The following is a 12,984-nucleotide window of genomic DNA, read 5'->3' on the forward strand; positions in this document are numbered from 1 at the left end:
ATTTGAAATGGCTGATGTTCGCCCCGCCATTGATGCGGAACTTCAACGACTATTACCTCCCGAGTCATATGGCTTAAAGCATGCCAGCAAAGGTCCAAGATCACTGTTTGGAGAAATCCTAGATTGGATGTTGGCCCCGCTTTTGTTGTTATGGCCCATGAGCATTGCGGTGACCTATTTGGTTGCGCAATCAATTGCAACAGCTCCATTTGATCGAAGTCTTGAAAACAGTGTTCAAGCCATCTCTCAACAAATCAAAACAGTCGGCGATCAGATATCGCTGACCTTACCAATGTCAGCCCGACAAATTCTGCGCGCCGATGAAAACGATACGATTTATTTCCAAGTCATTGGCCCACGCGGAGAATTAATTGCGGGTGATAAAGATTTATCTTTGCCTGCTGATGGCGATCCATTACAAGTAGGCACCATCACTTACCGTGATAGTCGAATTGCTGGCAATGAAGTGCGGGTTGCCGCAACCTTGGTCATACTTTCAACATCAACTGGCCCCAGCCCCGTGATGGTTCAAGTTGCTGAGACCTTAGAAAAACGATCACAGCTTGCCAATGAAATCATCAAAGGCGTGATTTTGCCGCAGTTCATTATTTTGCCGATTGTGGTGGTCTTGGTTTGGTTTGGTTTGAGCAGAGGTCTTGCACCATTGAACGCTCTACAAAACAGAATCAGAAATCGCTTGGTTGATGACACAAGTCCGATTGAGGAGCGTGCGGCTCCACAAGAAATCATGCCCTTGATTTCCAGCTTTAATGACGTCTTGTATCAGCTTGAAGATTCTGTGCAGTCACAGAAGCGATTCATTGCTGATGCCGCCCATCAATTAAAAACCCCTTTGGCAGGTTTGCGCATGCAGGCGGAATTAGCTCAAAGAGAAAATAGTCCTGAAGAGTTGCAACGCTCTTTAGAACAAATCGCTGATAGCTCCACGCGAGCTACTCGCCTAGTGCAGCAATTACTGTCACTGGCCAGAATGGAAAACACCAACAAGCTCAGTGAAAAGATTTTGATTGATTTATCCCAATCAGCTGCTGATGCAACCAAAAATTGGTTATCCGCTGCCTGGGAAAAAAACATTGATTTGGGTTATCAATCCAACCAACAATCCTACAAAATGTATGGCAATCCAGTGATGCTAAAAGAGCTATTCAACAATTTGCTCGATAACGCCATCAAATACACACCAAACAATGGCACCGTGACGGTTGATGTGAGACACGCCAACCAAGCAGGATTACTGATCGTTGAAGTAAAAGACACGGGACCAGGTATTCCTCCAGAGGAACGTCAGCGAGTTTTAGAACGGTTCTACCGAGTTCTTGGCAGCGATATTGAGGGCAGTGGTTTAGGTTTAGCCATCGTGAAAGAGATCGCCACGCAACATGGCGGCAAACTGGAGATTCTTGAAAATATCTACCAAGAATCGCCGCTGAAGTACGGAACATGCATGCGTGTTTATCTTCCGGTAGGCACCCCATGAAAACTTGGTCCAAAAATAAACGCTTGATCACCATCTTATTAAGCATTTGGTTTTTGACAACATTGGTGGTTGGTCTTGCCCCAGAACCCTTGAGATTTAATTTCTTTGGCTGGAACTTCACTTATTGGTGGGGCGCCCAAGGGGCACTCTTGATTTATTTAGCGATCATCTGGGTATACGCCCACAAGATGCATCAATATGAAAAGAAAGCCTTAAAAACAAGCCAAAAATAATCTGGCATTAACCCTAAAAATGAAGCGGTCTATGAATCAATTTCATGGATTTATTTCATTTTCATTGCACAATACTAAAAACATTCTAACGAGACAACATGCGCAAATTTTGGCCTAACAGCAATTACCAGTTTCTATCCATCAATCAAGATCGACAACTCATCATCACTGATGACTTTTTAAGATCTTATTTAAGAAGGCCTGAGCTTGCTCTTATTCCAGAGTCTTGCGCGCAAGAACAAAAGATCCATCAATTGCTCACAGATAATCCAAGAGCAACGATTGATTCTGCTGAAATTAAAAAAATGCAAGATCCTGATATTCAGGTGAACTATGAGATCTGGTTGCGCTTCAGAGATAAGTTGGTTCAAGCGCCCACATTAGAGAATTTTTACTTGGGATTATTTCAAGGCGACGGTGTTGATGTTCCACCGCTCTTTGTTGACCAGTTAACTCAAATCCTTTGTCAGCACCTTTTGGGTGAGAACCCAAGTGCTATTGAAGCAAGAGCTGCAGAGCTTTTATTCAGAATGCAAAAGATCACCATCCTCGAAGATGGTCACATCATGTCAGCCGATCAAATCACGGTTGAGAAATATGCAGAAACTGGTGGCTTTGGCAGTATTGGTGAATTACTGAAACAAAATTCGGCGCCCCTAAGAAGTATTGACTTAGATGTTTTGATAAAAGACAACGCCGATGACTACTGGGAACGTGATGAGGCGCATGACTTTGTTCTGCAACTCAACTACGATCAAGATGGTGCAGCAGCACTCAGCAGACTTCTTGAAAAGTGGATCTTCCACTTCCACGGCACAAAAGTCACGATCACCCCTCAAGGTCAAATCTCAGACTCCAAGTGGTCTTGGCACATTGGTCTTGATGTGAATGCCACAGAAATTCTGAATGCACTCTATAACGGTGAAACAGTGGACAACTCAAAATTGGCACAAGTCTTGTGCTTATTCAAATTAGAGTTTGTTGATAAAGGTCGCATGCTGCCAGAGATTGCAGGCAAGCCTATTTATCTAGCGATGGCCCATGACATTGATAAGTGCCTGAAGTTCAAGCCACAAAACCTATTGATCAATTTACCCTTAGCTGAAACTTCGTAAGAGCTAATTTCAGGCCAAGAGCCCCCTAACTAGGTGAAATTCGCAAAATAAGCTATACTTTCGGTCTTTGGCGAATTAGCTCAGCCGGTTAGAGCGACGGAATCATAATCCGCAGGTCCGGGGTTCGAATCCCTGATTCGCCACCAATTTCCCCTCTCGCAGCATCAATCGATGAATGCGGGTTTGATTGAAAAGCCCCAAGGCTTCAATTTAAGTAACAAAATCCCAGAATTACCCAGGCATCATCAAAATCTTCAATCGATGCGCACTGGTATTTACTTAGTTCTTATATGGATTTTCAGTGTTTTCAGTGGCTTACAATAGAGTCCATAACGATTTGAGTACCCAAGGCTATCAATGAACCCTACAACCTTACAAATTATTGCCACAACACTTTTTGGTATTGCAGTGTTGCACACATTTTCATCATCATTTTTTGAGCACTTAGCTCATAAGCAACCCAATCACTCTGGCCTATGGCACTTACTTGGTGAAGTTGAGGCTGTTTTTGGTTTTTGGGCGATGATCTTGATTGTGTTCATGGCATTTGCTGCTGGAGGCTATCAGCCTTCTGTTGAGTATTTAGAAAGCAGAAACTATACCGAGCCTTTGTTTGTATTTGCGATCATGGTTGTGGCAGCAAGCCGCCCTGTGTTGCACTTTGCTTCTGAGTTAGTTCGTTTGGTGTCTGGTTTACTTAGCCAGTTATTCCGCATCAACAATGTCACCACCAGTTACTTTGTGACACTCGCCATGGTTCCACTGCTTGGTTCATTCATCACTGAACCAGCAGCGATGACTTTGGCGGCACTGCTTTTAAAGAAGAAAGTATTCAGCCAAACATCCAATGCCAAATTGATGTACTTAACGATTGGCGTGTTGTTCGTTAATATTTCTATTGGTGGTGCGCTAACCAGTTTTGCCGCACCTCCAATCTTGATGGTTGCAAGCGCTTGGGGTTGGGACACCGCTTACGTTTTCCAAACATTTGGTGTTAAAGCAGCTTTAGCGGTCATTGTGAACGCTACATTGGTCACATTGCTGGTAAGAAAAGATTTACCTAAAGCCAATGCAAACCATCAGAACGATGTGATGCCACTCTTTGTTGTGGCAGTTCACTTGCTATTCTTAGCTGGCATCGTTGTATTTGCTCACCATCCAGTGGTGTTCATGGGCCTTCTACTTTTCTTCATGGGTTACACACACGCTTACGCTAAGTTTCAAAGTCCTTTGCTACTAAAAGAAGCTTTGATGGTTGCATTCTTCTTGGCAGGTTTGGTAGTGCTTGGCGGTATGCAGCAGTGGTGGTTACAACCGATTTTAGAAAACATGAGCAGCACCCTTGTTTACTACGGTGCAACAGCCTTGACTGCCATCACTGATAACGCCGCTCTTACTTATCTAGGATCTTTGGTTGAGGGCACCAGCGAAGAGTTTAAATATGCATTGGTTGCTGGCGCAATCACTGGCGGTGGCTTGACCGTGATTGCCAATGCACCAAATCCCGCAGGCATGTCCATTCTTCGTGAACATTTCCCTGATGGCAGCGTTTCAGCACTGTGGTTATTTTTGGCAGCCTTGCCACCAACCATCGTAGCAATCATTGCGTTTCAGTTCATCTAAGCAATGAAAAAAGTTTATATCAAAACCTTCGGTTGTCAGATGAATGAATATGATTCTGACAAGATGGTGGACGTGCTTCACCATCATGATGGCATGATAAAAACGGACACGCCTGAAGATGCTGATTTAATTCTTTTAAATACATGTTCGGTGCGCGAAAAGGCCCAAGAAAAAGTTTTTTCTGATTTAGGTCGACTGCGTGAATTAAAGTTAAAGCGACCTGAATTAATGATCGGTGTTGGCGGTTGTGTTGCCAGTCAAGAAGGCAAGCACATTGTTAACCGTGCACCTTATGTTGACATTGTTTTTGGTCCGCAAACCCTGCATAGACTTCCCGAACTGATTAAAGCGCGTCAATCAAGCGGCCTATCTCAGGTAGATATCAGTTTTCCAGAAATTGAAAAATTTGATAACTTGCCTCCTGCCAAAGTTGAAGGTGGTGCAGCTTATGTATCGATCATGGAAGGTTGCTCTAAATATTGCAGCTATTGCGTGGTTCCCTACACCAGAGGTGAAGAAGTTTCTCGCCCCTTTGAAGATGTCTTGACTGAAGTAGCCGGCTTGGCACAACAGGGTGTTCAGGAAATTCAACTGCTGGGTCAAAACGTGAACGCCTACAGAGGCAGTATTGCAGGCTCTAGCGAGATTGCTGATTTCGCGATGCTTTTGGAATACGTGGCAGAAATCCCTGGTGTAGAACGAATTCGTTTCACAACCAGTCACCCTAAAGAATTCACGCAACGCTTGATTGATGCATACACAAAAATCCCTAAGCTTGTGAACCATTTGCACCTACCAGTTCAGCATGGCTCAGACAGAGTTTTAGCCAACATGAAACGTGGCTACACCATTTTGGAATACAAAAGCATCATCAAAAAGATGAAGGCTGTTCGTCCCAGCATTTCTATTTCAAGCGACTTCATCGTTGGCTTCCCAGGCGAGACAGAAGAAGATTTTGAGCAACTCATGAAGTTGGTCAAAGAAGTTAAATTTGATAATAGCTATTGCTTTACTTATAGCGAGAGACCTGGAACTCCCGCAGCCAATCTCGTGGATGACGTCCCATTGGCCATTAAAAATGATCGTCTCAAAAGATTGGTGTCTCAAATCGATCAGCATGTATTGGAAATCAACCAAAGCATGGTCGGTAAAACTGAATTGGCCATGGTTGAAAGCATGGCACGCGACGGCATCCATCTGCAATGCCGCACAGAAAATGGTCGCGTTGCTTTGATCAATGCTGGATCAGATCAAGCCAAACGTTTGATTGGTAAATTAATGCCAGTGACATTCACAGAAGCCATGCCTCATTCTTTGCGTGGCGAATTGATGATTCAGGAATGAATTAAAAATGGCCCAAGCATTTAAACTAACGCTTGATATTCAGTTTGCCAGTGACTCTCTTGAACAAACTTGGTCACCCCTGATCAATAAAAGAAAAATCGGCAACTGGATTAAAAAAGCTTTGCAACAAGACGCCAGCATGACCGTGAGATTTGTTGGAAATGCAGAGAGTAAAAAACTAAACGGTACTTATCGACACAAAGATTACGCCACCAATATTCTGACATTTCCTTACGACATTGATCCTGTTAGTAATGCTCTGAATGCTGATTTGGTGATTTGTTTACCGGTGCTTAAAAAAGAAGCCTTGGCTCAAAAAAAATCCATTGAGCAACACCTGATACATTTGATTATTCACGGCACTCTTCATGCCCAAGGTTTTGATCACGAAGATGAAATTGAAGCTGAAGCGATGGAAGAGCTCGAAATCAATATTCTAAAAAGCCTAAAACAGGCAAACCCTTACTGCTGAATTTAAATAAATCAGTTATTCTTACCAATTATGACAACTGAACCAGAGTCGAAAAGCCTCCTAGAACGCATCAGTGCCCTACTGACGCCAAGCCCTTCCTCGCCAACAGAACAACGCCGCGAGTTACTGGAAACTCTCAAAGAGGCTCAAGCGGAAGGTCTCATTGATGCAGATGCCTTATCAATGATTGAGGGCGTTTTCCAGGTCAGCGAGCTTTCAGCCCGAGACATCTTGATCCCCAGAGCTCAAATTGACTGGATCGATATCAATGAATCAGTTGAAGACACGATTGCAGAAGTCATCCGAGCTGCACACTCAAGATTCCCCGTGTACGAGAACAATCGCGATAACGTGATTGGCATCTTGCTTGCTAAAGATTTATTGCGCCATTCACAAGAAGAAGATTTTCAGTTACGCGATTGGTTAAGGCCTGCTGTATTCATCCCTGAATCAAAACGCTTAAGTGTGCTTTTAAAAGACTTCAGAGAGCACCGCAATCACATTGCCATTGTTGTTGATGAATATGGCGGCGTTGCAGGCTTGGTCACCATTGAAGACGTTCTAGAACAAATTGTGGGCGACATTGAAGATGAACATGACACAGATGATATTGAAGACAACATCATCAAGGTCAGTGAAATAAAATTCAGAATCCGCGGCATCACTGAACTAGACCAAGTCAATGAAGCGCTAGGAACCACCTTTGTCGATGAAGACAATGACACGCTTGCTGGATTTATCTTGAAAAAATTAGGCAGAGTTCCACACAAAGGTGAATCCATCACCATTGGAAATATCCTGTTTGAGGTTCAACGAGCAGATGCTAGACAAGTGCACGTTTTATTAGCCACCAAATTAGAAATTGATTAAAGCTTTACTTTTTTTCCTACTAGGAAGTATCTGCGCTTGGTTGATTGAGTTGCCATTTGGCGGCTGGTTCTTAATTCTGGGCTTAGCCGCATACATTCACTTTATTTTCAAAGAACAACGGGTCTTCCTTTTTGCCTGGCTATTTGGCTTAGGCTATTTTTGCAATGCACTTTGGTGGCTTTTTATCAGCCTTCATGACATTGGAAAAGTTCCAGCGGTAATTTCTGTTCTAGCGGTCATTGCCTTATCAGCATATTTGGCATTATTTACAGCCACTGCGATCAAGCTGGTTCACCAATTTCATTCGTCTGCGGCTAGAGTTCTAGGGCTTGCTAGTTCATGGGCCATCATGGAATGGGCCAGAGGACAATTATTCACGGGCTTCCCTTGGGCGGGACTTGCTGAGTCGCAAGTAGATGGTCCATTCTTTGCCTGGGCAACACTTTTGGGAGGCCTGGCCTGCACATGGTTTTGCGTTGGTTTAGCAGGCTATCTTAGTCAAGGCAAACACAACGTATTCACCAAACTTGTTGCGTCCATCACCATCATTTCAGCCAGTCATGCTTTAGGCTTGATTGCTTTCACCGAACCGATTGGTAGGCCGATTGATGTGACTTTGATTCAGGGTAATTTTGAGCAATCAACACAATTCAATCCTGAACATCTTCAACAACAAATTAACTTTTATGCCAACGCCATTAAAAGCAGCGATAGTCATTTAGTTGTTGCGCCAGAAACTGCCTTTCCTTTGCCGCTCAAGATCATTCCACAAGAAGTCTTTTCAGAGATCAAACCAAACACGGCAAAAAAGAATGTGATTCTTGGGGCTGTTAGTACGGGTCCTTCTGGCTTACCAACAAACTCAGCGATTGCTTTGAATCAAGGTAACTTGATTTATCAATACGATAAAAGTCACTTGGTTCCATTTGGCGAATTCATCCCGTGGGGTTTTCAATGGTTTGTCGATTTATTCAAAGTACCTTTGGGTAACTTTGAGCGTGGTTCGATGACTCAGGTGCCTTATATTCTTGAGCATGGCTCGGATCAAATTGCGATTGGCCTGATGATTTGCTACGAGGACGTTTTTGGTGATGAGTTAGCCAAAAGACAGAGAAATTCATCACTAGAACATCATCTGTGGATTAACTTAACAAATCTAGCCTGGTTTGGAGAGAGTCAAGCTCCGGAGCAACAACTCAGATTGGCCCGCCTAAGATCCATTGAGACTGGCATTCCTACCTTACGAGCAACGAACACTGGCGTCACAGCAGTCATCGATTCTCAAGGTCAGGTTATTTATGAGCTACCCAAATTTCAGCAGGCCACCCTCAAAACAAGTGTTCAAGCTTATTCGGGTAAAACACCCTATGTTTGGTTAGGAGATTTACCCATTTTGATCATCAGCGCCCTTTTCCTAGTATTTGCCTGGTATCAGAACAAAAAATAAGGGCAGACAGTCGCAAGAAAGGTAAAATCACTGGGTTCAGGAAACCTAATATATGCTTACCTTTCAGCAAGTTATTCTTACTCTTCAAAATTACTGGGACCAACAAGGTTGCGCCCTTCTTCAGCCTGTCGATCTAGAGGTTGGCGCCGGCACATCGCACACAGCGACATTTTTGAGAGCCATCGGCCCAGAGCCATGGAAGGCTGCTTATGTGCAACCTTCACGCCGCCCTAAAGATGGCCGCTATGGTGAAAATCCCAATCGCTTACAACACTACTACCAATATCAAGTGGTTTTGAAGCCGGCCCCTGAAAACATTTTAGATTTGTATCTTGGAAGCTTAGAAGCTTTAGGTTTAGATCTAAAACAAAATGACATTCGTTTTGTTGAAGACGACTGGGAAAATCCAACCTTGGGTGCCTGGGGTCTTGGTTGGGAAGTTTGGCTTAACGGCATGGAAGTCACGCAGTTCACTTACTTTCAACAAGTGGGCGGCATCGACTGCAAACCAATTTTGGGTGAAATCACTTATGGCTTAGAGCGCTTGGCCATGTATTTGCAAAAAGTTGAAAACGTTTATGACTTGGTATGGACTGAAGGTGTCAGCTACGGCGACGTCTACCACCAGAACGAAGTGGAGCAATCAACATACAACTTTGAATACTCAAATGCAGATTTGTTATTTCAGCAGTTCACCAACTACGAAAACGAAGCCAAACGTTTGATGGAAATTCCTTTGGCCTTGCCTGCTTATGAAATGGTCTTAAAAGCTGCTCATACATTCAACTTACTAGATGCTCGCGGCGCCATTTCAGTCACAGAGCGCGCAGCTTATATTGGACGTATTCGTAACTTATCTCGCAGCGTTGCGCAGGCTTACTTCGAGTCTAGGGAAAAATTGGGATTCCCAATGTGTCAACCACTGAATCAAAAATCAGGGGGTACAAAATGAGCCACGCCCCATTGATCATTGAATTATTCACAGAAGAACTTCCACCGAAAGCGTTAAAGAAGTTTGATCAAAGTTTTTCTGAAAACATTCAGCAATCATTGAATACCCAAGGTTTATTGGATTCATCGAGTGTGACCACCAGCTATGCCACGCCACGCAGGCTGGCCGTTCACTTATCAGACGTCTTAACAAAAGCGCCTAATCGACAAGTCAAAGAAAAGTTATTGCCAGTTGCCATTGCGCTGGACGCTGATGGAAAAGCAACAGCGCCTTTATTAAAAAAGCTCGCCGCTTTAGGTCACCCTGATATCAGCTTAGATCAATTAGAAAAACAAGGCAGCGATAAAGCAGAAACTTTTTACTTGAATGTTGAAGTCACAGGTCAAACCTTGGCTGCAGGATTACAAGTAGCTCTAGAGCAAGCTATTGCCAAGTTACCAATCCCTAAATTGATGCGCTACCAAATCGCACCAGGAACAGCTCAAGTCAAAGATGTTGAATTTGTTCGTCCTGCTCATGGCTTGGTGGCCATGCATGGCACAGAGATCATCAACATTGAAGCTTTGGGCTTGAAAGCTCACAACACCACCTTGGGTCACCGCTTTTTATCAAAAGGCACACTGACCATCAAGCATGCTGACGACTACGCTAAAACTCTAGAAACATCTGGCAAGGTGATCGCCAGTTACAACAATCGCCTTGAAAAAATTCGCGAGTCATTACTCAAAGCTTCGAATGGTCACTCAGTGCTGATGCCTGAGTCTCTTTTAGAAGAGGTTTGTTCATTGGTTGAGTGGCCAGTTATTTACACCTGCGAGTTTGAAAAAGAATTTTTGGAAGTTCCTCAAGAGTGCTTGATTCTGACCATGCAGACAAATCAAAAATACTTTGCGATGACCGACAAAAACGGTAAGCTGGTCAATCAATTCTTGATTGTGTCAAACATTGAAACATCGACTCCTGAAGCCATCATCTCTGGAAACGAACGAGTGGTGAGACCTCGCTTAGCGGACGCAAAATTCTTTTACGAACAAGATCGTAAAAAAACTTTGTTCGAACGCACCGCTCTTCTATCGAAGGTGGTTTATCACAACAAATTGGGTACTCAATTAGAAAGAACTGAAAGAGTTGCCAAAATTGCTGAAGTGATTGGTAACGAACTCAAAAAGCATCAAAGCTCGATTGACGTAAGTCTAGCAGTGCGCGCAGCGCAACTGGCCAAGGCTGACTTATTGACTGATATGGTTGGCGAGTTCCCAGAGCTTCAAGGCATCATGGGTCGCTATTACGCCCTGAACGACAAAGAGCACCCTGATGTGGCTGCAGCTTGTATGGAGCACTATGCGCCAAGATTTGCAGGAGATGCCCTACCAGTGACTGATACCGGCACCATCTTGGCTCTTGCTGATAAGTTAGAAACCCTTGTGGGCATTTGGGGCATTGGTTTAGCCCCAACCGGTGAAAAAGATCCATTTGCCTTGCGTCGCCACGCATTGGGTATCTGCAGGATTCTTTTAGAGAAGAAACTGCCTTTGAATATTCGTGACGTACTTCAAGCAACCATCAAGCAATTCTCACAAGAAGAAGTTCATCAAAACTCTTCAGTTGATGTGATTCATGGCTTCATCCTGGATCGCTTAAGAGCTTATCTAAAAGATCAGCAGTGGGATGGCAAGAATTATTCAACCAATGAGGTTGAATCTGTTGTCAGCCAACTGCCTGTTGTTTTTGGTGATGTTCTTGAAAGACTGAAAGCCGTGAGATTATTCAGCGCCTTGGATGAGTCAACTGCCTTAGCTGCTGCAAACAAGCGTATCGGCAACATCCTGAAGAAGGTTGATTTTCCAATACCAGCAAGCGTTGACAATAATTTACTCACTTTAGATGCAGAGAAATCTTTGGCAAAAGCTTTAGATCAAATTCTGCCGCAGGTGAATCAGTCCTTTAAAAATGGTCAGTTCACCGAGGCACTTCAAGCTTTTGCTACTTTAAGAGTCGAGGTTGATAACTTCTTCAATGATGTCATGGTGATGGATCCCGACACCAAGCTAAGAGACAACCGCCTTGCCTTACTTGCAAAAATGCATGGCCTCATGAATCAAGTTGCTGATATTGGTAAATTAGCCAGCTGATATGCTACAAAAGTTAAACCATTCGAAACTGGTCATCTTGGATAGAGATGGCGTCATCAACCATGACAGCGATCACTACATCAAGTCACCAGATGAATGGCAACCAATACCAGGCAGTCTAGAGGCCATCGCCAAACTGAATCAAGCGGGCTATCACATAGCAGTTGCAACCAACCAATCTGGTATTGGTCGAGGACTCTATGACATGGATACCTTGAATGCCATTCATATGAAATTTCACCGTCTCTTGGCAAAAGTGGGTGGACATGTTGATGCCATTTTCTTTTGCCCACACACAGATGCCGATCAGTGTCATTGCAGAAAACCGCTGCCCGGCATGATTGAACAAATTTCACAACGTTATGGTGTGCCAATCAAAGGCGTGCCCATCGTTGGTGATAGCGTGAGAGATTTGGTTGCAGGAGTGAGTGTTGGGGCTGAGCCGCACCTTGTTTTAACGGGCAAAGGTGAGAAAGCACGTGCCAGCGGCGAACTCCCGCCCTACACCGCCATCCATCAAGATTTAATGGCTTTTGTAAATCACTTCATCGGACGAACATGATTTTTATCCGGTCTCTGATTTTTTTCTTGGCCATGCTGGCCATCACGCCAGTGTATGCAGTGGCATGTTTGATCGTCTTTCCAGTTGTGAACGCCTCAACTCGCTATGAGTTTGTGAAGGGTTGGAATATCACCATCACTTATTTGGCAAAAGTCATCTGCCACATTGAGTATGAGATCAAAGGCTTAGAAAATATGAAGGCTGTGCTAGACCAGCCGGCGATCATCCTATCGAAGCATCAATCGGCTTGGGAAACCATCTCATTTATCGCCTTATTCCCAAAACAATTGTGTTTTGTATTCAAGCGTGAACTTCTTTGGATACCATTTTTTGGCTGGGCATTGGCCTTGCTGCGCATGATTCATATTAATCGCTCAAAAACATCTGCAGCATCACAATCGATTGCAAGTCAGGGCAAGAAATATTTAGCGCAAGGTATTTGGATCATCATCTTCCCTGAGGGCACTAGAACAAAACCAGGCGCAAACACGAACTATCGCAAAGGTGGAGCTCGATTGGCAAGCGCCACCAAGGCATGGGTGATTCCCGTGGCACACAATGCAGGACATGTGTGGCCAAGAAATAGCTTTCTCAAATACCCAGGAAAAATCACTGTCTCAATTGGGCCAGCGATTACTTCTGAGAACAAGTCAGCTGAAGAATTGCATCAACAAACTGAACGCTGGATTGAAGCTGAAATGCGCGTGATTGATGCGCCAGCTTATATAAAATAAAA

Annotated in this window: 12 protein-coding genes and 1 tRNA gene; all 13 read left to right on the forward strand. The window is 43.9% G+C overall.

Annotated elements, in window-relative coordinates; translation table 11 throughout:
• Positions 1-7: 7 nt before the first annotated feature.
• The 13 genes from AOC33_RS01010 (at position 8) to AOC33_RS01070 (ending at position 12,982) form a co-directional block, all read left to right on the forward strand.
• Entirely contained in the window at positions 8-1,498 is a 1,491-nt protein-coding gene (locus tag AOC33_RS01010) for a sensor histidine kinase (RefSeq protein WP_089514749.1), read from the forward strand.
• Positions 1,495-1,731, forward strand: a complete 237-nt coding sequence (locus tag AOC33_RS01015) for a DUF4212 domain-containing protein (protein WP_089514750.1) — start codon at positions 1,495-1,497, stop codon at positions 1,729-1,731. Before AOC33_RS01010 ends, AOC33_RS01015 begins: the two co-directional genes overlap by 4 nt.
• 98 nt (positions 1,732-1,829) lie before the next feature.
• Positions 1,830-2,846, forward strand: a complete 1,017-nt coding sequence (locus AOC33_RS01020; RefSeq protein ID WP_089514751.1) for a DUF6352 family protein — start codon at positions 1,830-1,832, stop codon at positions 2,844-2,846.
• Between the two features lie 69 nt (positions 2,847-2,915).
• Positions 2,916-2,992 (forward strand) — tRNA-Met (locus AOC33_RS01025).
• 211 nt (positions 2,993-3,203) lie between these two features.
• Positions 3,204-4,469, forward strand: a complete 1,266-nt coding sequence (locus AOC33_RS01030) for a putative Na+/H+ antiporter (RefSeq protein ID WP_089514752.1) — start codon at positions 3,204-3,206, stop codon at positions 4,467-4,469.
• A 3-nt stretch (positions 4,470-4,472) separates the two neighbouring features.
• Positions 4,473-5,813, forward strand: a complete 1,341-nt coding sequence (gene miaB, locus AOC33_RS01035) for a tRNA (N6-isopentenyl adenosine(37)-C2)-methylthiotransferase MiaB (RefSeq protein WP_089514753.1) — start codon at positions 4,473-4,475, stop codon at positions 5,811-5,813.
• A 7-nt stretch (positions 5,814-5,820) separates the two neighbouring features.
• On the forward strand, positions 5,821-6,285 hold the full coding sequence (gene ybeY, locus AOC33_RS01040; RefSeq protein ID WP_089514754.1) for an rRNA maturation RNase YbeY: 465 nt from the start codon (positions 5,821-5,823) through the stop codon (positions 6,283-6,285).
• Between the two features lie 30 nt (positions 6,286-6,315).
• A complete protein-coding gene (locus AOC33_RS01045; RefSeq protein ID WP_089514755.1) occupies positions 6,316-7,155 on the forward strand; it encodes a CorC family transporter in 840 nt (279 codons plus the stop codon).
• Positions 7,148-8,602 (forward strand): apolipoprotein N-acyltransferase, encoded by a 1,455-nt coding sequence (gene lnt, locus AOC33_RS01050; protein WP_089514756.1) that lies wholly within the window; start codon positions 7,148-7,150, stop codon positions 8,600-8,602. Before AOC33_RS01045 ends, lnt begins: the two co-directional genes overlap by 8 nt.
• Before the next feature lie 52 nt (positions 8,603-8,654).
• The gene (gene glyQ, locus AOC33_RS01055) at positions 8,655-9,554 is read left to right on the forward strand and encodes a glycine--tRNA ligase subunit alpha (RefSeq protein WP_089514757.1); all 900 of its coding nucleotides are present in this window, start codon (positions 8,655-8,657) and stop codon (positions 9,552-9,554) included.
• The gene (gene glyS, locus AOC33_RS01060) at positions 9,551-11,686 is read left to right on the forward strand and encodes a glycine--tRNA ligase subunit beta (protein ID WP_089514758.1); all 2,136 of its coding nucleotides are present in this window, start codon (positions 9,551-9,553) and stop codon (positions 11,684-11,686) included. The genes glyQ and glyS overlap by 4 nt, the downstream gene beginning before the upstream one ends.
• Position 11,687: 1 nt before the next feature.
• Positions 11,688-12,248, forward strand: coding sequence for a D-glycero-beta-D-manno-heptose 1,7-bisphosphate 7-phosphatase (gmhB, locus tag AOC33_RS01065; RefSeq protein WP_089514759.1), 561 nt, complete (start codon positions 11,688-11,690; stop codon positions 12,246-12,248).
• Positions 12,245-12,982, forward strand: a complete 738-nt coding sequence (locus AOC33_RS01070; protein ID WP_089514760.1) for a lysophospholipid acyltransferase family protein — start codon at positions 12,245-12,247, stop codon at positions 12,980-12,982. The genes gmhB and AOC33_RS01070 overlap by 4 nt, the downstream gene beginning before the upstream one ends.
• Positions 12,983-12,984 lie beyond the last annotated feature (2 nt).

Source organism: Polynucleobacter cosmopolitanus, from assembly GCF_002224225.1.
GTDB classification, from domain to species: Bacteria; Pseudomonadota; Gammaproteobacteria; order Burkholderiales; family Burkholderiaceae; genus Polynucleobacter; species Polynucleobacter cosmopolitanus.